At 62.3% G+C, this 26,257-nt stretch carries 25 protein-coding genes; 15 read left to right on the top strand and 10 right to left on the bottom strand.

The window, feature by feature from the left end:
* Positions 1 to 82: 82 nt before the first annotated feature.
* A complete protein-coding gene (locus JWR98_RS08070) occupies positions 83 to 949 on the bottom strand; it encodes a pirin family protein (RefSeq protein ID WP_078732290.1) in 867 nt (288 codons plus the stop codon).
* A 64-nt stretch (positions 950 to 1,013) separates the two neighbouring features.
* Positions 1,014 to 1,430, bottom strand: coding sequence for an OsmC family protein (locus JWR98_RS08075; RefSeq protein WP_078732291.1), 417 nt, complete (start codon positions 1,428 to 1,430; stop codon positions 1,014 to 1,016).
* Between the two features lie 139 nt (positions 1,431 to 1,569).
* On the opposite strand from JWR98_RS08075, the gene JWR98_RS08080 reads away from it, so the two are divergent.
* A complete protein-coding gene (locus JWR98_RS08080; RefSeq protein WP_205489711.1) occupies positions 1,570 to 2,592 on the top strand; it encodes an amidohydrolase family protein in 1,023 nt (340 codons plus the stop codon).
* Positions 2,593 to 2,731: 139 nt separating this feature from the next.
* Here JWR98_RS08080 and fabB read toward each other — a convergent pair whose 3' ends face one another.
* From fabB to JWR98_RS08105, 5 genes are all read right to left on the bottom strand, one after another.
* On the bottom strand, positions 2,732 to 3,952 hold the full coding sequence (gene fabB / locus JWR98_RS08085) for a beta-ketoacyl-ACP synthase I (protein WP_003172829.1): 1,221 nt from the start codon (positions 3,950 to 3,952) through the stop codon (positions 2,732 to 2,734).
* A gap of 12 nt (positions 3,953 to 3,964) precedes the next feature.
* Positions 3,965 to 4,480 carry a 3-hydroxyacyl-[acyl-carrier-protein] dehydratase FabA gene (gene fabA / locus JWR98_RS08090; RefSeq protein WP_003172830.1) on the bottom strand — a complete coding sequence of 172 codons (516 nt, stop codon included), beginning with the start codon at positions 4,478 to 4,480 and terminating at the stop codon, positions 3,965 to 3,967.
* A gap of 250 nt (positions 4,481 to 4,730) precedes the next feature.
* Complete coding sequence (locus JWR98_RS08095) at positions 4,731 to 6,632, bottom strand: ATP-binding protein (protein ID WP_078732293.1); 1,902 nt, start codon at positions 6,630 to 6,632, stop codon at positions 4,731 to 4,733.
* A complete protein-coding gene (locus tag JWR98_RS08100) occupies positions 6,629 to 7,558 on the bottom strand; it encodes an ABC transporter substrate-binding protein (RefSeq protein ID WP_205489712.1) in 930 nt (309 codons plus the stop codon). The genes JWR98_RS08095 and JWR98_RS08100 overlap by 4 nt, the downstream gene beginning before the upstream one ends.
* Position 7,559: 1 nt before the next feature.
* Positions 7,560 to 9,680: a TonB-dependent receptor plug domain-containing protein gene (locus JWR98_RS08105; protein ID WP_341869763.1), complete on the bottom strand. Its 2,121-nt coding sequence runs from the start codon at positions 9,678 to 9,680 to the stop codon at positions 7,560 to 7,562.
* 195 nt (positions 9,681 to 9,875) lie between these two features.
* Between JWR98_RS08105 and JWR98_RS08110 the strand changes: the two genes are divergently transcribed.
* From JWR98_RS08110 to JWR98_RS08150, 9 genes are all read left to right on the top strand, one after another.
* On the top strand, positions 9,876 to 10,901 hold the full coding sequence (locus JWR98_RS08110) for an NAD(P)H-dependent glycerol-3-phosphate dehydrogenase (protein WP_078732315.1): 1,026 nt from the start codon (positions 9,876 to 9,878) through the stop codon (positions 10,899 to 10,901).
* Positions 10,902 to 10,911: 10 nt separating this feature from the next.
* Positions 10,912 to 11,259 (top strand): DUF4389 domain-containing protein, encoded by a 348-nt coding sequence (locus JWR98_RS08115; RefSeq protein ID WP_003172838.1) that lies wholly within the window; start codon positions 10,912 to 10,914, stop codon positions 11,257 to 11,259.
* Complete coding sequence (sixA, locus tag JWR98_RS08120; RefSeq protein ID WP_078732316.1) at positions 11,256 to 11,705, top strand: phosphohistidine phosphatase SixA; 450 nt, start codon at positions 11,256 to 11,258, stop codon at positions 11,703 to 11,705. The genes JWR98_RS08115 and sixA overlap by 4 nt, the downstream gene beginning before the upstream one ends.
* An 85-nt stretch (positions 11,706 to 11,790) precedes the next feature.
* Complete coding sequence (locus tag JWR98_RS08125; protein ID WP_205489716.1) at positions 11,791 to 13,440, top strand: AMP-binding protein; 1,650 nt, start codon at positions 11,791 to 11,793, stop codon at positions 13,438 to 13,440.
* A gap of 30 nt (positions 13,441 to 13,470) precedes the next feature.
* The gene (locus JWR98_RS08130; RefSeq protein WP_003172843.1) at positions 13,471 to 13,914 is read left to right on the top strand and encodes a hotdog fold thioesterase; all 444 of its coding nucleotides are present in this window, start codon (positions 13,471 to 13,473) and stop codon (positions 13,912 to 13,914) included.
* Positions 13,915 to 14,011: 97 nt separating this feature from the next.
* A complete protein-coding gene (locus JWR98_RS08135) occupies positions 14,012 to 14,815 on the top strand; it encodes an alpha/beta fold hydrolase (protein ID WP_078732318.1) in 804 nt (267 codons plus the stop codon).
* The gene (locus JWR98_RS08140) at positions 14,812 to 15,666 is read left to right on the top strand and encodes an alpha/beta hydrolase (RefSeq protein ID WP_205489739.1); all 855 of its coding nucleotides are present in this window, start codon (positions 14,812 to 14,814) and stop codon (positions 15,664 to 15,666) included. Before JWR98_RS08135 ends, JWR98_RS08140 begins: the two co-directional genes overlap by 4 nt.
* Positions 15,667 to 15,768: 102 nt before the next feature.
* Positions 15,769 to 16,587: a DUF4892 domain-containing protein gene (locus JWR98_RS08145; protein ID WP_078732319.1), complete on the top strand. Its 819-nt coding sequence runs from the start codon at positions 15,769 to 15,771 to the stop codon at positions 16,585 to 16,587.
* Positions 16,588 to 16,658: 71 nt separating this feature from the next.
* Positions 16,659 to 17,720 carry an AI-2E family transporter gene (locus tag JWR98_RS08150; protein WP_078732320.1) on the top strand — a complete coding sequence of 354 codons (1,062 nt, stop codon included), beginning with the start codon at positions 16,659 to 16,661 and terminating at the stop codon, positions 17,718 to 17,720.
* Here JWR98_RS08150 and JWR98_RS08155 read toward each other — a convergent pair.
* Both JWR98_RS08155 and JWR98_RS08160 read right to left on the bottom strand, forming a co-directional pair.
* The gene (locus JWR98_RS08155; RefSeq protein WP_205489718.1) at positions 17,717 to 18,754 is read right to left on the bottom strand and encodes a sensor histidine kinase; all 1,038 of its coding nucleotides are present in this window, start codon (positions 18,752 to 18,754) and stop codon (positions 17,717 to 17,719) included. The two genes, JWR98_RS08150 and JWR98_RS08155, sit on opposite strands and share 4 nt — an antisense overlap.
* A complete protein-coding gene (locus tag JWR98_RS08160; RefSeq protein ID WP_078732425.1) occupies positions 18,754 to 19,518 on the bottom strand; it encodes a winged helix-turn-helix domain-containing protein in 765 nt (254 codons plus the stop codon). Before JWR98_RS08160 ends, JWR98_RS08155 begins: the two co-directional genes overlap by 1 nt.
* Positions 19,519 to 19,777: 259 nt before the next feature.
* On the opposite strand from JWR98_RS08160, the gene pyrF reads away from it, so the two are divergent.
* The gene (gene pyrF / locus JWR98_RS08165) at positions 19,778 to 20,476 is read left to right on the top strand and encodes an orotidine-5'-phosphate decarboxylase (RefSeq protein ID WP_003172851.1); all 699 of its coding nucleotides are present in this window, start codon (positions 19,778 to 19,780) and stop codon (positions 20,474 to 20,476) included.
* A gap of 73 nt (positions 20,477 to 20,549) precedes the next feature.
* On the opposite strand, the gene JWR98_RS08170 is transcribed toward pyrF, so the two are convergent.
* Positions 20,550 to 21,557, bottom strand: a complete 1,008-nt coding sequence (locus JWR98_RS08170; protein ID WP_205489720.1) for an NADP-dependent oxidoreductase — start codon at positions 21,555 to 21,557, stop codon at positions 20,550 to 20,552.
* A gap of 227 nt (positions 21,558 to 21,784) precedes the next feature.
* On the opposite strand from JWR98_RS08170, the gene JWR98_RS08175 reads away from it, so the two are divergent.
* From JWR98_RS08175 to JWR98_RS30125, 4 genes are all read left to right on the top strand, one after another.
* On the top strand, positions 21,785 to 22,546 hold the full coding sequence (locus JWR98_RS08175; RefSeq protein ID WP_205489722.1) for an SDR family oxidoreductase: 762 nt from the start codon (positions 21,785 to 21,787) through the stop codon (positions 22,544 to 22,546).
* A gap of 195 nt (positions 22,547 to 22,741) precedes the next feature.
* Positions 22,742 to 24,154, top strand: a complete 1,413-nt coding sequence (locus JWR98_RS08180; protein WP_078732324.1) for an aminotransferase-like domain-containing protein — start codon at positions 22,742 to 22,744, stop codon at positions 24,152 to 24,154.
* A gap of 126 nt (positions 24,155 to 24,280) precedes the next feature.
* Positions 24,281 to 25,309, top strand: a complete 1,029-nt coding sequence (locus JWR98_RS30120; protein ID WP_425273165.1) for a hypothetical protein — start codon at positions 24,281 to 24,283, stop codon at positions 25,307 to 25,309.
* A gap of 221 nt (positions 25,310 to 25,530) precedes the next feature.
* Positions 25,531 to 26,235 (top strand): methyl-accepting chemotaxis protein, encoded by a 705-nt coding sequence (locus JWR98_RS30125; RefSeq protein WP_425273168.1) that lies wholly within the window; start codon positions 25,531 to 25,533, stop codon positions 26,233 to 26,235.
* The last annotated feature ends 22 nt before the right edge of the window (positions 26,236 to 26,257 follow it).

Raw genomic sequence — 26,257 nt, forward strand, 5'->3', positions numbered from 1 at the left:
GGCAAGCCCCCTCCCACCTTGAATGTGTTCACAGATCAAAATGTGGGAGGGGCGGTGCGACGATTCGACTTGCCCCCGATGACTATTTCACAGGCAACTCAATTCTTTCGGATTCACCCGGCACCGTCGGCCAATCCCCAGCCGCCCAACGCTGCCTGGCCTGCTCGATCACCGCGGGATCGCTCGCGACAAAATTCCAATTGATCCGCCTCGGTCCATCCAGCGGCGCGCCGCCAAACACCACCAGGTGGCAATCGGAGTCGGCACACACGGTCATCGCCTGTCCGCTCGGCAACACCACCAGGCTCTGCGCCTGCAACGGTTCGCCGTCGAGCTGCGCGTCACCTGCCAGCACGTACAGCGCGCGTTCCTCATGCTCGTCCGGGATCAGCAGGGTGGTTGCCGTCTGCATCCGTACCTCGGCATACAGCGTGGGCGACAGCACCGGTACCGGCGATTTGAGGCAGAACCCACTGCCGGCGATCAAGCGAATGTGCACGCCCAGGTTATCGCTCACCGGCAGGCTCGCCGCCGGGTGATGGCTGTAATGCCCCGGTCCCGTTTCATGGTCCTTGGGCGAGGCCAGCCATACTTGCAAGCCATGCAGGTTGAAACCACTGGCCTTGAGCGCCTCGGGCGTGCGTTCCACGTGGGCAATCGCGCTGCCGGCGGTCATCCAGCTGACATCACCGGCCTGTACCACCTGATCGGAACCCAGGCTGTCCTTGTGCTGCAGCGCGCCTTCGAACAAGTAGGTGAGGGTGGACAGCCCGATATGCGGGTGCTGGCGGATATTCATGCCGCTGCCCGCTGCATAGCGGGTTGGCAGCATATGGTCGAAAAACACAAAGGGCCCGACGCTGCGGCATTCTCGCGATGGCAGCGGGCGCAGGATCGGTTGGCCTTCGACGTCTTCCTGGCGAGGGCGGATCACGGTGAGGGGGGGCATGGTGCGTCCCAATCTGAGCGGGTTAGTTAGGCTTGAGCATAACCCGCTCGGCGAGAGACTGCTGCTATTGACTGAACGCCCCTTCCGACAGCGTGGTCTGGATGTTGACCTCTGCGGTGGTCATCAGCTTGTGCACCGGGCATTTGTCGGCCACGCGGTGCAGTTCGTCACGTTGCGCGTCGGTGAGCACGCCTTTGAGGGTCAGTTTGACATTAAGGGTGTATTTGCCCTTTTGCTCCTCGGCGGCATCGTGGGTGACTTCTACGGTGACACCGGTGAGCGGGATGTCTTTCTTCTGCGCATACAGCCTGACGGTCAGGGCCTTGCACGACGCCAATGCGGCATCGAAGTAATCATGGGGGGAGGGCGCGGAATCGTCGCCGCCCAGGCTTTTGGGCAGGTCGGTAAACAGCTCGTGGTTATTGATGTTGACACTGTGGCGGAAGTTTTCAGCGTTCAGCGTATTCACGGTAACAGGCATGGCGAACCCCATGGAGTGGCGGGATGAAGGTCATGCAGTTATAGAGCATGCGGGCACGCCGGTGTTCCGTGTTTTCCCTCGATGAACCCTGGCGGGTCGCTGAAGGTCTACCCGTATCAGCCCCTATCGAGGTTTCACCGTGCCCTGGACCCGCCTGAGTCTCGCCTTGTTACTGGGCGCCAGCAGCCTTGCCGTGCAGGCCCGCGACTATGCCTACAGCGATGCGCACCTGCATTACGTGGATTTTTTCCAGGAAACGGCAGGCATGGACAACTTGCTCAAGGCCATGCAGGAACATCGCATCGAACATGTGATGATTTCCGGCATTCCCGTGGCGAAGAAATGGCACGAAGACGAGCCCAAGCGTCCGCGCTATTACGCGGGTGATGACGCCGATGCCTATTGGTACAGCGCCACGGATGTGATCGTCGCCGCCGCCGTGAACAAGCTCACCGCCGAGCAGCGCCAGCACTTCCATCCGTTTCTGAGCGGCTTCAACCCCAATGACAAGAACTCCGACGCACATATCCAGCGCATGCTCGACCTCAACCCAGGGCTGTGGCAGGGCATTGGCGAGGTCTTCACTCGGCACGACGACCTCACGGCCCTGACATCCGGCGACACCCCGCGCGCCAACAACGAAGCCATGACACGCATCTATCACCTGGCTGCCGAAAACGACCTGCCGGTGATGCTGCACTCCAACATCACCTCCAAGCGCGAGCGCAACCCGCTGTACCTGGCCGAAGTGGAGCAGCCGCTGCGCAACCATCCACATACCCGGTTTATCTGGGCGCATGCGGGCACCAGCAAGGAGATCCACCGGCATCAGGTGCAACTGGATTTTTTATTGCCCACCTTGGACCGCCTGTTGGAGGCTTACCCCAATCTATACATTGACCTGTCCTGGAGCATGCTCACGCCGTATTTGCTGGACGAGGCGGGCAAGCCTCGGCCGGAGTGGGTAAAGCTCGTGGAGCGCTTCCCGGACCGCTTCATGCTGGGCTCGGACGTCGTCGGGCGTTTCAATAAGCTGGGTAAGGAAATGCGCCGCTTTGACCCGTTCCTTGACGCGTTGCCCGAGGACATTGCCCGCAAGGTGGCGCGGGATAACTTTCTGGCGGTGCTGCCGAAGACTGCGCGTGATAGCTCGGCACGTTAGCGGAGTGTCAGGCATGCCGCCAACGCAGTCTCGCCAAGGCTCGACAGCTGCTACGCATCGGCACGCACGTTTCAGATAGGGTCGCCCATAAAAAAGCCCCGAACCAGTCGGGGCTTTTTCATGGATCAAGCTACAGGGCTTACTTGCCCTGCCAGCGTTTCAGTACCAGGGTGGCGTTGGTGCCACCGAAGCCGAAGCTGTTGCTCATCACGGTGTCGATTTTGACGTTCTCAACGGTCTTGGTCAGGATCGGCATATCGGCGACGACCGGGTCGATCTCGTCGATGTTGGCCGAGCCGGCCATGAAGTTGCCTTCCATCATCAGCAGGCAGTAGATTGCTTCGTGAACGCCGGCGGCGCCCAGAGAGTGACCGGACAGGCTCTTGGTGGAGCTGATCTTCGGAGCCTTGTCGCCGAATACCGCACGCACACCTTCCATTTCCTTGGCATCGCCGACTGGAGTCGAAGTGCCGTGGGTGTTCAGGTAGTCGATCGGGGTATCGACAGTGGACATCGCCATCTGCATGCAGCGGATGGCGCCTTCACCGCTTGGCGCAACCATGTCGTAGCCGTCGGAAGTAGCGCCGTAGCCGACGATTTCCGCGTAGATCTTGGCGCCACGGGCCAGAGCGTGTTCCAGCTCCTCGACCACCACCATGCCGCCACCGCCGGCGATGACGAAACCGTCACGCTTGGCGTCGTAGGCGCGGGAGGCTTTTTCCGGGGTTTCGTTGTATTGCGTGGACAGTGCGCCCATGGCGTCGAATAGGAACGACTGGCTCCAATGCTCTTCTTCACCGCCGCCGGCGAACACGATGTCCTGCTTGCCCAACTGGATCTGCTCGACAGCGGTACCGATGCAGTGAGCACTGGTGGCGCAGGCGGAGGAGATCGAGTAGTTCACGCCCTTGATCTGGAATGGCGTGGCCAGGCAGGCGGAAACGGTGCTGCCCATGGTCCGTGTTACACGGTACGGGCCAACGCGCTTCACGCCTTTTTCGCGCAGGATGTCCAGCGCTTCCATCTGGTTCAGGGTGGATGCGCCGCCGGAGCCGGCGATCAGGCCGGTACGTACGTTCGACACCTGGTCTTCGCTCAGGCCGGAGTCAGCAATCGCATCCTTCATGGCCAGGTAGGCGTAGGCGGCAGCGTGGCCGACGAAGCGATAGATCTTGCGATCGATCAGTTCTTCGAGAGGCAGGTCGATGGAGCCGGAAACCTGGCTACGCAGACCCATTTCGGCATATTCCGGGTTGAAGCGGATGCCAGGGCGACTTGCACGCAGGTTAGCGGTGACGGTCTCTTTGTCATTGCCCAGGCAAGAAACGATGCCCAGACCAGTGATAACGACGCGGCGCATGCGGATAACCCTTTAAAAGTTGTCAGTGGAAGTGAATACGCCGACCCGAAGGCCTTCGGCAGTATAGATCTCGCGACCGTCGACGCTCACCGAACCATCGGCGATGGCCAGGTTCAGCTTGCCCTTGAGGACGCGCTTGATTTGAATGTTGTAGGTGACTTTTTTGGCGGTCGGCAGGACCTGGCCAAAGAACTTCACTTCGCCCGAACCCAGGGCACGACCGCGGCCCGGCAGGCCTTGCCAGCCGAGGAAGAAGCCGACCAGTTGCCACATGGCGTCGAGGCCCAGGCAGCCCGGCATCACAGGGTCGCCTTCGAAATGGCAGGCGAAGAACCACAGGTCCGGATTGATATCCAGCTCGGCGACCAATTCACCTTTGCCGTACTTGCCACCCTCTTCGCTGATATGGGTGATGCGATCCACCATCAGCATGTTCGGGGCGGGCAGTTGCGCGTTACCTGGGCCGAACAGCTCACCGCGACTGCAGCGCAGCAGATCTTCCCGGGTAAAGGCGTTTTGTTTGGTCATGCGAGCTCCTCAATAATCCCATGCGGCAGGGTAGGGCAAATCTTCCCGAACCGAATGAAGCGTTCATGCCTCATGTCGGCAGCCTACACATAGACTATTGCGTTGTAGTGAAAGTCACAGCGTCAAGGCACTGAATGTACACTTGTTCACTGAAATTTTAAACCGGGCCTGTCTGTCGACCCGTTTGGGTGCCTAAGACTGCCGCACTTTCGCCTTTCACGCCAGTCACAGTTGGCATAATGGCGAGGAGCTATTGCACCCAGCGCTGCAGGATTTGCTGCAAATCGGTACGTTTGAACGGCTTGGCCAGGTAATCGTTCATTCCCGCTGCCAGGCAAGCTTCCCGGTCGCCCTGCAAGGCATTGGCGGTCAGCGCGATGATCGGCAGGTCGGCGCATCCCGGCAGCTGGCGAATCCGGCGCGTGGCCTCGTAGCCATCGATCAGGGGCAGTCGGCAATCCATCAGGATCGCCGTAAAGATCAGGCTCTCGGCGCTGCGGATCGCTTCGGCGCCGTCGGTGGCCAGGCTCACTTCAAACCCCAGGCTGCGCAGCATGGCCTCGACCACCGTACGGTTGACCGGGTTGTCTTCCACCAACAACACATGGCGACCATCCCCCGCGCCGGTTTTGCCGCCGGCGTCGGCGGCGACTGCCGGAAGGCTGTGCTGGTCGATGGCCAGCGGGATTTCCAGGGTAAACACCGAACCATGGCCTTCTTCGCTCTCGGCGCGCAGGGTGCCGCCCATGCGCTCGGCCAGGGTGCGTGCGATGGGCAGGCCCAGGCCGGTGCCGCCGTAACGTCTTGAGATGGAACTGTCGGCTTGCTGGAACGCATCGAACATCCGCTCCAGGCGCTCAGTGGAAATACCGATACCGCTGTCGCGCACGATGCAGGTGAACCACACCAGCTCATGGTCAAGGGGCTGCCAATCAGACTCGACGCTGACCGTGCCGTGCTCGGTGAATTTGAGCGCGTTGCCGATCAGATTCACCAGGATCTGTCGGATACGCGTCGGATCGCCCTGCACCCTCAGCGCTTCCAAGCCCTGCGCAACCCCCAGCGTGAGCGCCAGCCCGCGCTGCTGGGCGCTGTGCTGGAACGCCTGGGCGCAGCTGTTGATCAGGTCGGCCAGGTTGAATGGAATATGTTCCAGTTCCAGGGCTGCGCGTTCGATGCGCGAGAAGTCGAGGATGTCGTTGATCACCTTGAGCAAATGCTCGGTGGACTCGGAGGCCAGGGCCGCATATTCGGTCTGCTCCTCGGTCATCTCGGTGGTTTCGAGCAACTGCAACATGCCCAGCACGCCGTTCATCGGGGTGCGCAGTTCATGGCTCATCATGGCCAGGAAGTCCGACTTGGCGTTGTTGGCGCGCTCGGCCTCTTCGCGGGTCTGGATCAACTGGGCCATGGCCTGCTGCTGTTCGCGGCTGGCCTGGTTGAGGCCTTCGGCAAGGTTGTTGATATGCCGCGACAAATCGCCCAGTTCCGAGTCATCCACGATCGGCAGCGCCGTTTTGTATTCGCCTTTCTGGATGGCCTTGACCGCGTGGCCCATGGCGCTGATCGGTTGCGACAGGCTGGCCGCCAGGCGTCGGGCCAGCAGGAAGGTGAACAACAGGGCGAACAACGCGAGGATCCCGGCCTTGAACAGGATCTCCTGCTGGCGTTGGCTGAACGCATCATTGGACATGCCGACGATCACCCGGCCCAGATAGTCGGCACGCGGTGCCTTGGGTTCGCTGAGGTTGTCCTGGAAAAAGTCATTACCCAGCTGGATATGCTGCAGGCGAATCGGCGCCTGAAACACCTTCACCGACAGTGAACGGTCGTGTTTGTCCGACGGTTGTTCGACGTAGACCAGTATGTTTTCGGTGCTGTCCTGGATCTCCAGGAAGCGCACATGGGGCGTGGCCAGGGTGGCGCGCAGCAGGCTTTCGAGCACATCGTTGTTGCCGGAGATCACCCCGTATTCAGTGGCGGGTGCCAGTTGGTTGGCGATCAGTTGGCCGGTGTGGTCCAGTTCCTGGCGCAGGTCCTGGATACGCACGAAGGTAAAGAAGCTGATCAACAGCAATGTCAGCAACAGTGCCGGGCCCAGGGTGATGAGCTGGGTGCGGGTGTTGATGTCCCAACGACGACGCAAGGTCATGGGCGTTTTTCTCCTTCGGCCAGGCGGGCGGCGACGCTGGTTTCGTCGACCTGTTCGATGCCCAGTGAGCGCGCGACCTGCGGGTTGCCCACGACTTTGAAGTGTTCCGGGTACAGCGCGCGCGGCCAGGTGGCCGGGGGTTGGTCCAGCAAGCGGTCAAGCACCGCCAGCCAGTCGGCCTGGTCGCTGTAGGTGCTGGCGAGGCTGCCGGCCTTGACGAAGCCGGCGTTGGGGCCCACCAGCGGCAGTTGCTGGGCGTAGCTGCTCAGTAACAGGTTTTTCGCGGTTTTCGGGTTGTACAGCTGCGGGTCGTCGAGGCCGAGCAGCACGTCACTGTTCCTGAACAGATTCTGCAACGGACGGCTGTCGTTGGTGTTGTCCCAGCGTTGCGGCACGATTTCCAGCTCCAGCGCCGCTGCGTGCCGGCGCAACTCCGGCAGCAGGAATTCACTCTCGGCGCCGTAGAGCACGCCGATGCGTCGCGCCTGCGGCAGGATGCTGGCGATCAGGTGCAGTTGCCGCGCAAGCGGCGGGTCGCTCCATAGCAGGCTGACCTGTGCGTGCGGCGCGCTGCCCAGGTGTTGATGGCCTTGCAGCCGGCTGATGCGCATGACCAGGGTGGGCGGGCCCTGGGTCTCCTGCAGGCGCCAGTCCAGGCCCGGCAAATCCAGCAGGATCAGGCGTGTAGTGGCCGGCAGTCGGCTGGGTGTCGGCAGGTTTTTGAGGGGCGTGAAGGTGACGCGGTCTTCGGGACGTTGATTGGCCAGGGCCTGGGTAAACGCGCGCACCCCGTCACCGTCTTCGGCGGCGGTCAGCAGGATGTCGGCGCTCCACGCAGGCGCCATCAACAGCAAGGTGGCCAGCAGCACACTGCAGCGCCAAAGCCGATAGATAAAGAAGAAGGTCATCCGTGACGAGGCGCCCATGTCAGAACTCTAACTCCGCACTGAAGTAGAGCACATGGCGATGGTCGTAGTTGTTATCCGCCCAAGTGGTGGGCTGGTTATCCAGGCGTTGTTGCAGCATGCCGGCCAATTCCACATTGGCTTTGCCCAGGGCGATGCGCTTGGCCACCCGCAGGTCGACGCGTTCGAAGCGATAGTCGTTGAGTGCGTCGTCGCCATAGTAGAACAGCGCGCTGGACCAGCCCTGGCCCCATTCGCGCAGCCATCCGGCCGAGCCGCTGTTGCGCGCCGTCTGCGCTTTGTCCAGCGGGTTGCTGGAGGTGGCGTCGACGTAAGCGTAGGTCAGGCGCAGACGGTCGGTGTTGCTCACGCGCCAGTCCGCTTGCGACTCGACGCCGGTAAACCGCGAACTGTTGGCGTTGCTGGCGATGTATTGGTTGTTGCGCAACGGTGAGCTGATCATGTCGGTGATTTCGTCGTAGAACAGTTTCACGTCCAGGTTCAGCCCGTTGTCGGCAAAGAACCCGTTGTAGCCCAACTCCCGCGAGCGCATCAGTTCTTTATCGAGGTTGCCCGGGCCGCGTGTCTTCACGAAATACTGCCCGGAATCCTGCCCATAGGTCGGCGAGCTGAGGCGGTTGACGCGGTAACTCCAGTTGACGTTGTTCTCAAACATGTCCGGCGAGCGGATCGCCTCGGAGTACACCGCGCGCAGGCCGTGGCGCGGGTTGATCAGGTAGTTGACCGCGACCCTTGGCGTCAGCGAGTTCCCGCTCAAGTGCGTGTCCTCATACATGGCGCCGCCCTGCAACAGCCAATGTTCGCTGGCGCGCCATTCCAACTGGCCGAACAGGCGCCAGGTGGTGTCGTCCAGGGTGCCGTTGAAGTAGGTGTCGGAATCGGCGCGGTCGTAACGGTAGTTCATGCCGCTGACCAGGCGCAGGCTGTCGGAGAGGCTGAGAGTGTCCTGGATCTCCAGGTCATAGCGGCTTTCGCGGGTGCTTTGATCGATGTCGCCGCACACGCTCTGGTTGGCGCCGTTGCGCCATTGGTCCAGCACCTGGTTGGCCAGGGCCTGCTCGGTGGCGCTGCCGGGAGGCGCGGTGCCCTGGCTGTAGGTGTCCATGTGCCGCGCCAGCCGTTCGGCGTAATTGGGGTTGAGCTGCCACAACTGGGTCAGCTCGGGGCTGAACGAGATCTTGGCGTCGCAGGCTTTCCAGGTTTGCCGGCGGTCCCATTGCTGGGCCGAGCCCTGGATGTACAGGCTGTGTTCGGGGTTGAAGTCGAAGTTCCAGCGCAGTGAGCCGGCGTAGTCCTTGGCAGCGACATCGGAATTGTCGCCGCCTTCGGTAATCCCGGCGAATACAGGGATGTACGTATAAGGACGTTGGTTAGTGCCTTCCTTGGCATCCAGTTGCCAGTCGATGCTTTGCTGCTCGTTCAGCGTCTGGCTGACCGCCAGGCTGAAGCGGCTGATGCGGCGACTGTCACGCCGGTCGGCACCGGTGGCATCACTGTCAAAGCCATCGTCCTGTTGCCCGGACAGCGACAAGCGCAAATCACCGGTTTCCCAGCCTACGCCCTGGCTGGCATAGACGTCGTTGATCCCGCGTTCACCGCGAATGACCTTGACCCGCGATCCGTGGCTGTTGGCCGGTGAGCGCGTCAGAATATTTACCACCGCCATCAGCGCATTGGCGCCATAGCTGACGGTGTTGGGGCCACGGAAGACCTCGATGCGCTCGATATCTTCCATGGCCACCGGGATGTCGCTCCAGTCCACCGTGGCCAGGCCGGCGCGATACACCGAGCGGCCATCGATCAACACCTGCATGCGCCGCGCATCGCTGGCGCTGGTGCCATGGTAGTTCACCGCGGCCTGGTTGCCGGTGGTGTAGCCCACCATCATCCCCGGCACCAGGCGCAGCAGGTCGCTGATGTCCCGCGCGCCGCTGGCCTTGATCAGTTCGCTGTCGATCACGGTCATGCTGCCGGGCACGGCGGCGGCAGATTGCTTGAGGCGCGTGGCGGTCAATACCTGGGGCAGTGGCTGGCTGTCGAGGAACAAATCGTCGGCCAGCGCGGCGCCACTGCAGAGCAGCATCAGCAACAGGGATGAACGGGGAGGAGGGCCCAGATACACGACACGGCCTTGATAATGACGAATAGCCGTCCATGTTAACCGAGGCGGGGTTATTTGCCAGTCAGCGCCCTTGCAATTAGTTCACACAGGCATGGCATTTTCCGACAGGCGCGCGAATTGACACAGGGGCTGGCCGCAAGCGGGCCGCTCCGTATAATGCGGCCATCGCCACTGGTATGGATTAACGGATTGCATATGACTGAACAGCGCCCTATTGCGGTCCTGGGAGGCGGAAGTTTTGGTACCGCCGTGGCTAACCTGCTGGCCGAGAACGGTCACCCGGTACGCCAGTGGATGCGTGATCCCGAACAAGCCGAGGCCATCCGCGTGCATCGGGAAAACCCTCGTTACCTTAAAGGCATCAAGATTCATCCGGCGGTCGAGCCGGTCACCGACCTGCAAACCGCCCTGACTGATTGCGACCTGTGCTTTGTCGCGCTGCCGTCCAGCGCCTTGCGCTCGGTATTGGCGCCTCACGCTGAGCGTCTGGCGGGCAAAATGCTGGTCAGCCTGACCAAGGGCATCGAGGCGCAGACCTTCAAGTTGATGAGCGAAATCCTTGAAGAGATCGCCCCCCAGGCACGCATTGGCGTGCTGTCGGGGCCTAATCTGGCGCGGGAAGTGGCCGAACATGCGCTGACCGCCACCGTGGTCGCCAGTGAAGACGAGGCCTTGTGCGAGCGCGTCCAGGCGGTGCTGCATGGTCGCACCTTCCGGGTGTATGCCAGTGGCGATCGCTTTGGCGTCGAACTGGGCGGCGCGCTCAAGAACGTCTACGCGATCATCGCCGGCATGGCGGTGGCGTTGGGCATGGGCGAAAACACCAAGAGCATGCTGATCACCCGCGCCTTGGCGGAAATGACCCGCTTCGCGGTGAACCAGGGCGCCAATCCCATGACGTTCCTGGGGCTGGCGGGCGTGGGCGACTTGATCGTCACCTGTTCGTCGCCCAAAAGCCGCAACTATCAGGTCGGGTACGCCCTCGGCCAGGGCTTGAGCCTGGACGATGCAGTGACGCGCCTGGGCGAGGTGGCCGAAGGGGTCAACACGCTCAAGGTGCTCAAGGCCAAATCGCAGGAAGTCGGCGTGTACATGCCGCTGGTCGCCGGGCTGCACGCGATCCTGTTTGAGGGACGCACGCTGGACCAGGTCATCGAACTGCTGATGCGGGCCGAGCCGAAAACCGACGTCGACTTTATTTCCACCAGTGGTTTCAACTGAGGAACGCCTCATGAACGATCCGAAAGCAGCTCCCAAGTACGAGTCCATTGTGCTGCGCGTCCTCTGGATGCTGGTGTTTGCCCTGGTGTGGCAAGTGGCGCAGTTCCTGCTTGGCGCGCTGGTCGTGGTGCAATTGATCTACCGCCTGGTCTACGGTGCGCCGAACCTGGGCCTGATGAACTTCGGCGACAGCCTCAGCCAGTTCCTCGCACAGATCGGCCGCTTCGGCAGCTTCCACAGCGAGCAAAAGCCTTGGCCGTTCGCCGATTGGCCAACCCCGCGCGCACCCGAGGGCGAAGCCGCCCACAGCGTACCGCCGGCGCCGCACCCGGTGCGCGATGAAGAGCCAAAACTGTGAAGCTGTGGATACTGCGCCACGGTGAGGCCGAAGGGCATGCCCGTACGGATGCCGAACGCAACCTCACCGAGCATGGCCGTGGCGAAGTGTTGCGCAGCGCTCAGCACCTGATCGGCCAGCCGCTGAGCGCCATCATTGCCAGCCCCTACGTACGGGCGCAGCAGACCGCGCAACTGGTGCGCAAAGCGCTGGGTTTTGAACCTGAGATCCGCACCGTGCCGTGGCTGACACCGGACGGCAACCCAGTGCAGGTGCTGGAAAAGCTCGACACCGATGACAATGTGCTGCTGGTCAGCCATCAACCATTGGTCGGCAGCCTGATCAGCTTTCTGCAGCATGGTCATCAGCGCCAACCGCAACCGATGTACACCGCCAGCCTGGCGGAGCTGGAAGGCGACTTCCTGCTGGCAGGGCTGATGAGCCTGGTGAGTGTGAAAAACCCATAATCGATGTCGCGGCTTTGTGTGTGCTATACAGTCAACCAAGCAAGTGCTTGGTTGGCTATGGTCGGACCACACAGGAGCGCGTCCCATGCCCGTCGCTGTTCGTTTGCCGTTGCAGGTTTTTTTCGAGCGAGAGGCGCGCCACCCGCGCCAGACCTTTCTGGTCCAGCCGGTGGGCGGGGGCGAGGTGCAACGCCTTGGCTGGGCGGATGTCGGCCACCAGGCCCGTTGCGCGGCGAACTGGCTGCGCGCTCAGGGGTTGCCCCAGGGCTCGCCTATTGCCCTGATCTCGAAAAACTGTGCGCACTGGATCATCGCCGACCTGGCGATCTGGATGGCCGGGCATGTCTCGGTGCCGCTTTACCCCAACCTCACCGCTGACTCGGTCGCCCATGTACTCAGGCATTGCGAGGCGGCGCTGGTGTTTGTCGGCAAGCTCGACGATTGGCCCGCCATGGCCCCAGGCGTACCTGACGGCGTGCCGACCATCAGCCTGCCATTGTGCCCGGCGGGCGCGTTCGACTTCACCTGGGCCGACCTGCAGGCCTGTTCCGCGATCCAGGACAACCCCGCGCCTGCGGCCGTCGATCTGGCAACCATCATCTATACCTCCGGCACCACCGGCCTGCCTAAAGGCGTGATGCACAGTTTCGGTGCCCTGGGTTTCGCCGCCACCCACGGCGCTGAGTTGTTTGGCCTGGGGGAGGACGACCGCTTGCTGTCGTACCTGCCGCTGTGCCACGTGGCGGAACGGATGTTTGTCGAGATGGCCTCGATCTACACCGGGCAAACCGTGTTTTTCGCCGAGAGCCTGGACACCTTTCTGACGGACTTGCGCCGGGCGCGGCCGACCGCGCTGTTTGGCGTGCCGCGCATCTGGACCAAATTCCAGATGGGGGTTTACGCCAAGATCCCGCAGAAGCGCCTCGACACCTTGCTGCGCCTGCCGTTTATCGGCAAGCGCGTGGGCCACAAGGTGCTGGTCGGCTTGGGCCTGGATGCGTTGCGTATTGCACTGTCTGGCGCGGCGCCGGTGCCGCAAGCGCTGCTGCACTGGTATTGGCGCCTGGGCCTGGACGTGCTTGAGGTGTACGGCATGACCGAGAGCTGCGGTTACTCCCATGTGTGCCGCCCTGGCGCGCAGAAAATCGGTTGGATCGGCCAGCCGTGCCCGGGCGTCGAGGTGCGGATCGAGCCGTCGGGTGAAGTCCTGGTGCGCAGCGACGCGACCATGCTGGGCTATTTCAAAGACCCGCAAAAAACCGCTGAGACACTCACTGCCGATGGTTTCCTGCGCACGGGTGACAAAGGCGAGCAGGATGCCGACGGCCGCCTGCGCCTGACCGGGCGGCTCAAGGAGATCTTCAAGACCAGCAAAGGCAAATATGTGGCCCCGGCGCCGATCGAAAATCGCCTGGCCGAACATGCGCGCATCGAACAGGTATGCGTGGTCGGCGATGGCCTTCCCGCGCCGATCGGCTTGTGCGTGCTGTCGGCGCTGGAGCACGATCGGCAAGCATCGCGCAGCAGCCTTGAACGCTGGCTGGAACAGGTCAACCAGACGCTGGACAAGCATGAGCGCCTGCGCCAACTGGTGGTGGTCAAAGACAACTGGGCGGTGGAAAACGGCTTCCTCACGCCGACCCTGAAGATCCGCCGCAACATGATCGAGTCGACCTACGGCCGATATTTTCAAGCCTGGAGCGAGCGTTCCGAGGCGGTTGTGTGGCAGGATTAGGGGCGTAATAAAATTAATAAGGACAATCGCATGAGCCTGTGGCGCACCCAACCGAATATCGAACAACTCAACGCCGTCCAGAAAAACACCATTGGTGAATTGCTGGATATTCGCTTCGAGAGCTTTGACGACGAATCCCTGACCGCGAGCATGCCGGTCGACCATCGCACCCATCAGCCCTACGGTCTGCTGCACGGCGGTGCCTCGGTGGTGCTGGCCGAGAGCCTCGGCTCCATGGCGGCCTACCTTTGCGTCGACACCAGCAAATTCTATTGCGTGGGGCTGGAAGTCAACGCCAACCACCTGCGCGGCGTGCGCAGCGGGCGGGTGACGGCGGTGGCGAGGGCGATCCATATCGGCCGCACTACCCAGGTGTGGGACATCCGCCTGACCAGCGAGGATGGCAAGGCCAGCTGTGTCTCGCGCCTGACCATGGCGGTGGTGCCTCTGGGCGAGAACCCGCCGGCGCGATAGGTGTGGCGTGAGTGTCATCATTCCTGGCAGTTACAGTCATTGCTGCATCGACCCGGCATGGTGACAATTCACTTCTGTTTTCAGTGATGGGTCCTGTATGTCGCAGCCTGTGTTTTTCGCCCACGCCAATGGCTTCCCTTCGGCCACCTACGGCAAGTTGTTTGCCGCGTTGTCGCCGCAGTACACTGTCACCCACTTGCCGCAGCATGGCCACGACCCCAGGTTTCCGGTGGACGATAACTGGCAGAACCTGGTGGACGAGTTGATCCACCATCTGCAGCAGCAGCCGGAACCGGTGTGGGGCGTGGGCCACTCCCTGGGCGGCGTGTTGCATCTGCACGCGGCCCTGCGTTGCCCGCAGTTGTATCGCGGCGTGGTGATGCTCGACTCGCCGGTGCTGACCCGTGCCGACCGCTGGGTGATCCGCGCCGCCAAGCGCCTGGGCTTCATCGACCGCCTGACGCCGGCCGGGCGCACCCTGGGCCGTCGGGAAGAATTCAGCGACCTGGACGCTGCGCGCAGCTACTTCGCCGGCAAGACCCTGTTTCGCGGTTTCGACCCGGACTGTTTCGAAGCCTACCTGCAACATGGCTTGTACCAGGCGGGCGACCGTCTGCGTTTGCGCTTCGATCCGGCCACCGAAATCAGTATCTACCGAGGCGTACCCCATACCAGCCCTGGCCAGGTGCGCCAGTTGAAAGTGCCGCTGGCGGTGGTGCGCGGTCGTCAGAGCCGGGTGGTGATGCGTCACCATGCCAGCGGCGTCGACCGCCTGCCCATGGGGGAAATGCTCACCATGCCCGGCGGGCATATGTTCCCGCTTGAACGCCCTCAGGACACTGCGGCCTTGATCAAGAACCTGTTCGCCCGATGGCAGGCCCGCGAGCGCAGTTGCGCATGAGCACGCCGGTCGAAGAAGTCCGCCTGAGCCTGGCGCATATCGAATTGGCCGCCCACCTGTTCGGCCCTGAAGACGGCTTGCCGGTGATCGCCCTGCATGGTTGGCTGGACAACGCCAACAGCTTTGCACGCCTGGCGCCGAAACTGCGGGGATTGCGCATCGTCGCGCTGGACATGGCCGGGCATGGGCATTCGGCGCATCGGCCTGCGGGTGCCGGGTACGCCTTGTGGGATTACGTCTTTGACGTGCTGCAAGTGGCCGAGCAACTGGGCTGGAAACGTTTTGCATTACTCGGCCACTCCCTCGGCGCCATCGTGTCCTTGGTGTTGGCAGGGGCATTACCGGAACGCGTGACGCACCTGGGTTTGATCGACGGCGTCATCCCGCCCACTGCCAGCGGTGACAACGCTGCCGAGCGGCTGGGCATGGCCATGCAGGCGCAATTGAACCTGCGGGACAAGCGCAAGCCGGTCTACAGCACCCTGGATCGTGCAGTCGAAGCGCGCATGAAAGGCTTGGTGGCGGTCAGCCGCGAAGCCGCCGAACTGCTGGCCCAGCGCGGTTTGATGCCGGTGCCGGGCGGTTACACCTGGCGTACCGACAGCCGCTTGACCCTGGCGTCGCCGATGCGTCTGACCGATGAACAAGCCTTGGCCTTCGTGCGACGAGTGGGTTGCCCTACGCAGTTGGTGGTGGCTGCCGACGGGATGCTGGCGAAACATCCCGAATTGCTTTCTCAGCTACCCTTTACCGTGACGACGCTGCCGGGTGGCCATCATTTGCACCTGAACGACGAGCCTGGCGCGATCCTTGTTGCAGACTGTTTCAATCGGTTCTTCTCCGCGCCTTGACTTGGCGCGGTCAACTGCCGAGGCTGGGCGGATTGAAAGGGAGTCAACCATGAACGATCTCAACACCGCTGCGACCTCCGATGGCCAAGGCGCGTTGATCTTATGAGCGTGCGTAACGGATGTATCCGTGTCCTCGGGCTGAGCCTTCTCAGCCCACTGGTGTTTGCCGCCGATGTACCCGGTAGCCAGGACCTGCCCACCGTGGCCCGTCAGGTCGATGCGCAAATCGTCGATTACCGCCCCGCTGAAGAAAAAGAACGCATCTACCCCATGGGCGCGATTCGCAAGATCAGCGGCCAGTTGCGTTATGAAGGCCAGGCCACCGCGCGCGGCCAGACCACCGCGATCACCTACGAGATGCCTGCCGAACACAGCTCGAGCGCGGCGTTTACCGCCACCCGCGAGGCGTTGCAGGCCAACGGCGCGCAATTGTTGTTCTGGTGCAAGGCCCGTGATTGCGGCGAGAGCAGCTTGTGGGCCAATGAAGTGTTCGGCAACGCCAAGCTGGTCGGCGCCGATGGACAGCAGGAATACCTGCTGCTGCGCCTGGCCGAGCCACAAGCCAATTCCCTGATCGCTTTGTATGGCATTACACGCGGTAACCGACGCGCCTACCTGCATGTGGAACAAATGGACGCCAGTGCGCCGCTGGGCGATCTGCTGCCCACCTCGGCGACCCTGTTGCGCGAGTTGAAAAGCACCGGTGAACTGGACTTCCCGGCACTGGGCGCCGAGCCTGACGTCACCTGGCTCACCTTGATTTCACGCGGCTTGAACCTCGACACCACGTTACGCGTCAGCCTGACCGGGCTGAACGCCGAAGCCTGGCGCCAGGCCCTGGTCGACAACGGCGTACGCGCCGCGCGGCTGGAAACCGGCACCGGTGAAACCAAAGGCCTGCACCTGCATCTGATACGCTGACCATCTCGGGCGAACGGACCCGCGCCGTTCGCCTAAGCTTTCTTCCTACGGACTTCTTCTCGAGAGACCCCATGCTCAATAACGATCGCCTGCTGGTGCAAATCCTGCTGCTGGTGCTGTTTGGTGCCAGCTTCTGGGTGATGGCGCCGTTCTGGTCGGCGCTGTTCTGGGGCGCGGTCCTGGCGTTCGCCAGTTGGCCGTTGATGGTGCTGCTGACGCGCTGGCTGGGCGGGCGTGAATCGTTGGCGGCTGGCATCCTGACCCTGGGCTGGATGTTGCTGGTGGCAGTGCCGCTGGTGTGGCTGGGGTTCAATCTGGCGGACCATGTGCGCGACGCCGTGGCATTGATCAAGGATATTCAGGTCGACGGCCTGCCCGAGGCGCCGACCTGGCTGGGGTCGATCCCGTTTGTGGGGGAGCGCCTGGTCGGCATGTGGAACAGCATCGACCAGCAGGGCGCGGCGCTGATGGTCAGTATCAAACCTTACCTGGGGCAGGTGGGCAACTGGTTGCTGGCGCGCAGTGCGCAGATCGGAGGCGGCATCCTTGAGCTGACCCTGAGCCTGGTATTCGTGTTCTTTTTCTATCGCGATGGCCCACGCTTGGCGATGTTTGTGCACCGACTGTTGGAGCGCCTGATCGGTGACCGCGCCGGTTACTACATCGAGCTGGTGGCCGGTACGGTGCAACGGGTGGTCAACGGCGTGATCGGCACCGCTGCCGCCCAGGCCGTGCTGGCGCTGATCGGCTTCCTGATCGCCGGAGTGCCGGGCGCACTGGTGCTGGGGATCGTCACCTTCCTGCTCAGCCTGATTCCCATGGGGCCGCCGCTGGTGTGGATCCCGGCCACGGCCTGGCTGGCATGGAAGGGCGACTACACCTACGCCGTGTTCCTGGGCGTGTGGGGCACTTTCATCATCAGTGGCGTGGACAACGTGCTCAAGCCGTACCTGATCAGCCGTGGCGGCAACCTGCCGCTGGTGATCGTGTTGCTCGGGGTGTTCGGCGGTTTGATCGCCTTTGGCTTTATCGGCTTGTTTATCGGCCCGACCCTGCTGGCGGTGGCGTACAGCCTGCTGATGGATTGGAGCGCGAGCCACGCGCCGAGTCGCCCCGAAGACAAGCCTCTTTAAGCTCTGGGCAACCACATCACCGCGGTCAAGCCGCCGCCTGGTGTCTCTTCCAGGCGCAGGCGGCCGCCGAGACGCTCCACTGCGTCTTTGGAAATGGTCATGCCCAGGCCGACGCCGCCGGAATTGCGGTTGCGCGAGCCTTCAAGCCGATAGAACGGCTCGAACACGGCCTCGCGCTTGTCGGCGGCAATCCCGGGGCCATGGTCGATAACGCGGATTACCAGGGCCTCGCGGCTGTCGGTCAACTCGATACGCGCCGTGCCGGCATAGCGCAGGGCGTTGTCGATCAGGTTGTTCAGGCACGACCGCAGTGCCATGGGCTGCACTTGCAGTGGGGCGCAAGTGCCGGCGAATTGCACATCCGAGCCTTGGTCCTGCGCGTTTTCGCTCATGGACTCCACCAGCGCCTGCACGTCCAGCCACTGCAGGGTTTCGCTGGTGCGTTGTTCATGCAGGTAGCTCAGGGTGGCGTCGAGCATGTCGATCATGTCGTCCAGGTCCTGGCGCATCTGGCCCTGCAATCGCGGGTCTTCGATCTGTTCCAGGCGCAGCTTGAGGCGTGACAGCGGGGTACGCAGGTCGTGCGAGACGGCACCGAGCATGCGTGCGCGCTGGCTGACTTGTTCGCGTATCCGGCGTTGCATCAGGTTGAAGGTCGATGCGGCCTGGCGCGCCTCTCGGGGCCCTGACTCGTCAAGGGGCGGGCTATCGAGGTCCAGGCTCAGGCGCTCGGCGGCTTCACTCAGGCGCTGGATCGGCCGGCTGAGCAACTTGGCACCGTACCAGGCCGCGATGATCAGCGAAATGAACTGGAACGTCAGCGGTACCACTGGCCCGCCAAACCAGGGGCGGCGATGCTCCTTGTGCTGCGGCACCCACGTGCCGTCCGCCTGCTCCACAAAAGTCTCCTGCGGTGGCGGCGGTGGGGGCCCGTAATGGTGAAACCAGAAGAACGCCAACACATGGGCCAGCACAATCGCCACCAGCAACACGCCGAACAACCGACCGAACAGTGTGTTGAAGGGAGCACGCATCAACCGATATCCCGTGCGTCGAACAAGTAGCCTTCGCCGCGCACGGTCTTGATCAACTGCGGTGCCTTGGGGTCATCCCCGAGTTTCTGGCGCAGGCGCGAGACGAGCAGGTCGATGCTGCGATCGAACGCTTCGATGGAACGCCCACGGGCCGCATCCAGCAATTGCTCGCGGCTCAGCACCCGGCGCGGACGTTCGATAAACACCCACAGCAGGCGGAACTCGGCGTTGGACAGCGGCACCACCAGGCCATTGTCGGCCACCAATTGGCGCAGCACGCTGTTGAGGCGCCAATTATCGAAGCGGATGTTGGCGCGTTGCTCGGTGCGGTCATCCCGCACGCGGCGCAGGATCGTCTGGATACGCGCCACCAGTTCGCGCGGCTCGAACGGCTTGGACATGTAGTCATCGGCGCCCAGCTCCAGGCCGATGATGCGGTCGGTGGGCTCGCAGCGGGCGGTGAGCATCAGGATCGGAATATCCGACTCCGAGCGCAACCAGCGGCACAGTGACAGCCCGTCCTCGCCCGGCAGCATCAGGTCGAGCACCACCACATCAAAGGCTTCGGCATGCATGGCCAGGCGCATTGCGGCGCCGTCGGTAACGCCGATGCCAAGGATATTGAAACGGGCCAGGTAGTCGATAAGTAGTTCGCGGATCGGCACATCGTCATCGACGATCAGCGCGCGCGTATTCCAGCGCTTGTCATCGGTGATCATCGCGCCTTTTTGTGCGTCGTTCACTGGGGCCAAAGGGGTCTGCATAGTGCGATCATCTGCCTGGTCGTTGCGCTCAGCATAGGCGCCCAGCCCCATGGCTGGAAGTGCTGGTCGGTGGGTCGTGCGAGCGAGGCTAGCGGCGGGGCATGTTGGGGGCATGTCGTGAATGTATCGGTTTTGAAACAATTGCAAAAAATACCCGCCTGACAGCGGTTGGTCAGTATTTACCGATCATCGGATCCCGCAACGGCACCGCTTGCGCTACAATCCGCGCCGATTTCGACTTGCCTGAGAGCCCATGCCAATGACCGTCTGCCAGACGCCTATCATCGTCGCCCTGGATTACCCCACCCGTGACGCCGCACTGAAGCTGGCTGACCAGTTGGACCCCGCGCTGTGCCGGGTCAAGGTCGGCAAGGAACTGTTCACCAGTTGCGCTGCGGAAATCGTCGGCACCCTGCGTGACAAGGGTTTCGAGGTGTTCCTCGACCTCAAATTCCACGATATTCCCAACACCACGGCCATGGCGGTCAAGGCTGCCGCTGAAATGGGCGTGTGGATGGTCAATGTGCACTGCTCCGGCGGCCTGCGCATGATGAGTGCGTGCCGTGAAGTGCTGGAACAGCGCAGCGGCCCTAAACCTTTGTTGATCGGTGTGACTGTGCTGACCAGCATGGAGCGCGAAGACCTGGCCGCCATCGGCCTGGACATCGAGCCCCAGGAACAGGTCTTGCGCCTGGCCGCCCTGGCACAGAAAGCCGGCCTCGATGGCCTGGTGTGCTCGGCCCTGGAAGCCCAGGCGCTGAAGACCGCTCACCCGTCGCTGCAATTGGTCACTCCGGGGATCCGTCCGGCGGGCAGTGCCCAGGATGACCAGCGCCGCATCCTGACCCCGCGTCAGGCACTGGACGCGGGTTCAGACTACCTGGTCATCGGCCGTCCGATCAGCCAGGCGGCGGATCCGGCCAAGGCGTTGGCGGCGGTAGTGGCCGAGATCGCCTGACCTTGACGCATACGCGGTAAAAAACAGGGGAGCGAGCCAAGCCCGCTCCCCTATTGAGGGGTTCCAGGGTGGTTCAGTTGACCTTGAGCACCAACTTGCCAAAGTTCTCGCCGTTGAACAGCTTCATCAACGTCTCGGGGAATGTCTCCAGCCCCTCTACGATATCTTCCTTGCTCTTGAGCTTGCCCTGCGCCATCCAGCCGGCCATTTCCTGTCCGGCGGCGGCAAAGTTGGCCGCATGATCCATCACCACAAAGCCTTCCATCCGCGCGCGGTTGACCAGCAGTGACAAGTAGTTGGATGGGCCTTTCACCGCTTCTTTGTTGTTGTATTGGCTGATGGCGCCGCAAATCACCACCCGTGCCCTCAACGCCAGGCGGCTGAGTACGGCGTCGAGGATATCGCCACCGACGTTGTCGAAATATACATCCACGCCCTTGGGGCATTCGCGCTTGAGCGCGGCGGGTACGTCTTCGCTTTTGTAGTCGATGGCGGCGTCGAAGCCCAGTTCATCGACCAGGAACTTGCATTTGTCGGCACCGCCGGCAATGCCGACCACACGGCAGCCCTTGAGCTTGGCGATTTGCCCGGCAATGCTGCCCACCGCCCCGGCCGCGCCGGAGATCACCACGGTGTCACCGGCCTTGGGCGCGCCGGTGTCCAGCAGGGCGAAGTAGGCGGTCATGCCGGTCATGCCCAATGCGGAGAGGTAGCGGGGCAGCGGCGCCAGTTTTGGATCAACCTTGTAGAAGCCGCGCGGCTCGCCGACGAAGTAATCCTGCACGCCCAGCGCACCGTTCACGTAGTCCCTGACGGCGAAGTTCGGATGGTTCGAGGCAATCACTTTTCCCACGCCCAACGCGCGCATCACTTCGCCGATACCGACGGGAGGTATGTAGGACTTACCTTCGTTCATCCAGCCGCGCATGGCCGGGTCGAGCGACAGGTATTCGTTGTGCACCAGCACTTGCCCGTCCTGCGGCGTGCCCACCGGCACTTCCTGGTACGTGAAGGTGTCCCGCGTGGCCGCGCCGACCGGGCGTTTGGCGAGCAGGAATTGACGATTGGTCTGGGCAGTCATGGCAGAGACTCTTTGGAAATGAACCTTGAGTGATAGACCTTTGAGGGCTTGGGAGCAAGGCCAGTGCAGGGGGCGAATGCCCATCGATAGGCGCCATTGATACAACGCCGTGGGGTGTTATCACTACGGCTCATGCAGCGCTAACCGTGGTTCTGATAGTGCTGACGCGCAATTCCCGGCGTTGGCTAGACTCGGCCAACGGCTATTTCCCCCATAGGATACCCCTCATGAGCATGACGTTTTCCGGCCAGGTCGCTCTGGTGACCGGCGCCGCCGCCGGTATTGGCCGCGCCACCGCGCTGGCGTTCGCCGCTGAAGGTTTGAAAGTAGTGGTCGCCGACCTGGATGTGGCCGGCGGCGAGGGCACCGTTGGGTTGATCCGGCAAGCCGGCGGCGAGGCGATGTTCGTGCGCTGCAATGTCACCCTGGAGGCGGACGTGCAACAACTGATGGCGCAGACCATCAGCGGCTATGGCCGTCTTGACTACGCCTTCAATAACGCCGGCATCGAGATCGAGAAGGGCAAACTGGCGGACGGTAGCCTGGATGAGTTCGACGCGATCATGGGGGTCAACGTCAAGGGCGTGTGGCTGTGCATGAAGTACCAGTTGCCGCTGCTGTTGGCCCAGGGCGGCGGCGCCATCGTCAACACCGCCTCGGTGGCCGGCTTGGGCGCCGCGCCGAAGATGAGTATTTATGCGGCTTCCAAGCATGCCGTGATCGGCCTGACCAAGTCGGCGGCTATCGAATATGCGAAAAAGAAAATACGTGTCAACGCCGTCTGCCCGGCGGTGATCGATACGGATATGTTCCGTCGTGCCTATGAAGCCGATCCACGCAAGGCCGACTTCGCTGCCGCCATGCACCCGGTGGGGCGTATTGGCACCGTCGAGGAAATCGCCAGTGCGGTGCTGTACCTGTGCAGCGACGGTGCGGCGTTCACCACTGGCCATGCCTTGGCCGTGGACGGCGGCGCGACGGCTATCTAGGACCTTGCCCCGTCGCCTATTCGAAAACATAAGGGGGGGGTGTGGGGCTTTTCCAGAGCTGGCAAAACGCCGTGATCGAATTGTATCAGTAGGTAAATAATTCAATAAAATCAACGATTTAATTATTTTTCGCGAGCGGTCGCGGCGCGCTTCTGTGCTTAACTCTTCGGGTTGAAATCAGACAGTGAGTGGCTCATGGATTTAGGGATCGATCGACAAGCCCTTGTACCGGTGGTGCAGCAAATCGTCAGTGCCGTGGCGCAGTGGATTCGCGAGAACGGGGTCAGTCCTGGCACACGCTTGCCGTCCATTCGCCAGTTGGCGCTGGATAACCTGCTCAGCCAGTCCAGCGTGATCGAAGCCTTCGAACGGATGGTTGCCCAAGGCGTGCTGGCGCCCAGGCAAGGCGCGGGTTTTATCGTGGCCCATCCGCCTGCTGCCCATGAAGGTCACTGGTACGAAGGTGCGGAGCAGGTGTGGGGGGCGTTTGCCGATAACCCTCTGGGTGAGCTGAAGCTGGGCTGTGGCTGGTTGCCGGATGCCTGGCGCGAAAGCGATGACCTCAGCTACGCGATTCGTGAGGTCTCCCGTACCGACACCGCCGGCCTGTTCAACTACAGCACCCCACTGGGGTTGCCGGTGCTGCGCGAGCAATTGCTCAAGCGCTTGACCCGCAATCACATCGCCAGCAGCCTGGATCGGATCCTCACCACCGCTGGCGCCAGCCATGCCCAGGACCTATTGATCCGTACGTTGCTTAAGCCTGGCGACAGCGTGGTGGTCGAGACCCCGGGGTACGGCAACCTCTATCGCCAATTGGCGTTTCAGGGGGTTCGCTTACTGGAGGTGCCGCGCACGCGCAGTGGCCCGGATATCTCGGCACTGGAAGCGCTGCTGCACACGCACCATCCCAAATGCCTGTTCACTCAAAGCCTGTATCACAACCCCACCGGCACCAGCCTGTGCCGTGCGGTGGCCGAGCGCTTGCTGGAGCTGGCGCACCGCGAGAACTTCCTGATCATCGAGGAAGATGTCTATGCCGATCTGCAACATGCCAGTTGCACGCGGCTGTCGGCGTTGCCCCATGCGGATCGGGTGATCTACGTCGCGAGTTTTTCCAAGACACTGAGCAGTGCGTTACGCGTGGGCTACCTGTGCGCAAGCACGGCGATCATCACTCAATTGGTCAGTCTCAAGACCATGACCGGCTTCGGTACCTCGCGGTTTGCCGAAGCGGTGGTTGCCGTGTTGCTGGCCAACGGGACTTATCGCAAGTGGGTACAGCGCCTGCGCAAGCGCCTGAGCGCCGAAATGGCCGCTACGTTGCAGGTACTGGAGGACGAAGAATGGGAGGTCTTCGCGGTGCCCGCCGGTGGCATGTTTGTGTGGGCACGGCCCGCGGCGGGGCAGCAATCGAGTTTGCAGGCGTGTGCGCGGCGATTGGGCGTGTTGCTATCGCCTGGCGCGTTATTCAGCCCGACCGGCGAAACCAGTGAGTGGCTGCGCATCAATGTGGCCTATGCTGGTGATCAACGGGCCTTGGCATTGTTCCGGGCCATGGGGCCCGCCAGATCGACCTCGACCTTTCTGAAAACGACGGGCGTGTAGCTTTTTGCCATTATTGTGGCGCCAATGGCTTGTGCTTATGGCCCGGTCGTTGCGAATCTCTCTGCTTGTCTATCGGGCTTGATGGCATCCGCCATTGCAAGAGGATCAAGTGCAATGATTTCGGGCGTGCAACGACGTTTCGCCAACCTGGGTATGGCGATAAAACTGGGCTTGGGCTTTGCCTTGGTGCTGCTGCTGACCGCGCTGGTAGCGGCCATTGGCGTGTGGTCCCTGCAAACCGTTGGTCAGCGCTTCGAAGGCCTCAAGGCCATGTCGTCGCTCAACAGTGGCCTGCTCAAGGTACGACTGATCGAGCAGGACTACGCATTGCACGCCGACCCCAAGGCCGTCGACGCTCTGCATGAAAGCGTCGATGCCCTGGCGGCCCTGGCGGCGAGCCTCAAGGTGCAGTCCGCCGCCAACGTGCCGGCCATGACGGATGTCGAGTCGGCCCTGGCCGCCTACCGCAAGGCATTCGATGAGTTTGTCGAGCTGACTCAGACCAAGGACCTGGCGTTGGAAATGGCCAGTTGGTCAGTGTCCAGTGTGGCCAATAACCTCGATGTGTTGCAGGCCGGCCTGTCGGACGACGGTACTTATGGCCTCAAGGAAAGCCAGGGCAAGGAGGGCGCCGAGTTTATCGAGCAGGCCGGACAGGTCAGCCAGGTATCGCGCCTGATGCTGCAAGCCATGAACGAAGCGCATGTGCGCCTGGACCAGAGTCGCAAGGTCGATGCAGACGACGCCGAGCAAGGCAAGATCGAGCAGGCCGACCAGGCCCTGGCTCAGGTCGAGCAACTGAAAACCTCGGTCAAGGACCCTGGCTACCAGACGGTGCTCAACGAAGTCTCGGGGCACATCGCCGCCTTCACCGAAAAACTCGGTGAGTACACTGGCCTGCTGGCGCAGGAGAAGGTGGTCTACAAACAGTTGCATGACCGTGCGGCCGAGGTGGTCAGCCGGGTCAACCAGGCGTATGACGCTGAAGACCAGTCGATGCAGGCACAGTTGAAAAAAAGCACGGTGTTGATCATCGGCTCGTCAGCGCTAGCATTGTTGGTGGGGTTGATTGCGGCCTGGGTGATCACCCGCTTGATCGTCGCCCCGTTGCGCCGCGTGATCGCGGTAGCGCAACAGATTGCCGCCGCGACTTGACCGGCAGGATGGAGGTCAGCCGCCGTGATGAAATCGGCCAGTTGATGCAGGCGATGCAACAGATGGGCAACGGTTTGAGCCAGATGGTCAGCGGGTTGCAGGCGGGAATCGAGCAATTGGCCAGTTCGGCGCATTCGCTGTCCAGTGTCACCGAGCAAACCAACGTTGAGGTCAGCAGCCAGAAGGAAGAGACCGAGCAGGTGGCCACGGCAATGAACCAGATGACGGCCACTGTGCACGACGTGGCGCGCAACGCCGAAGAGGCCTCGCAAGCCGCGCAGACCGCCGATGACAAGGTTGAAAGCGGCCAGCAAGTGGTGCGCCAGAGCTTGCAGCGCATCGAGTTGTTAGCCACGTCCAGTGCCAGTGCCAGCACGAGTATCGACAGCCTGAGTGCGGAGATCCAGAACATTGGCGCGGTGTTGAGCGTCATCAAAAGTGTGGCGGAGCAGACCAACTTGCTGGCGTTGAATGCCGCGATCGAAGCGGCCCGTGCGGGCGAGCAAGGGCGTGGCTTTGCGGTGGTGGCCGATGAGGTGCGGGCACTGGCCAAGCGCACTCAGCAATCGACCGAAGAAATCGAGCGACTGGTCAGCACTTTGCGCAGCGCCGCGCAGTCTTCGGTGCAGCAAATTCAACAGAGCGGCGAACTGGTGAAGCTGGCGGTCAGTGATGCCCTGGAAACCGAAAGCGCCTTGGGCAGCATCGCGGCGGCCGTCTCGTTGATCCAGCAGATGAACCAGCAGATCGCCGCCGCCGCCGAGGAGCAAAGCTCGGTGGCCGAGGAAATCAACCGCAGCGTCACCAGCATCCGCGCCAGTGCCGATCAATCGGCGTTGAGCATGCAGGGCAATGCCGCGTCGAGCATCGAGTTGGCGCAGTTAGGGGCCGAGCTCAAGGGCATGGTGGGGCACTTCCGCCTTTGATCGCCGCTTGAGTGCGGCGATC

This window comes from Pseudomonas lactucae (genome assembly GCF_016937615.1).
GTDB classification, from domain to species: domain Bacteria; phylum Pseudomonadota; class Gammaproteobacteria; order Pseudomonadales; family Pseudomonadaceae; genus Aquipseudomonas; species Aquipseudomonas lactucae.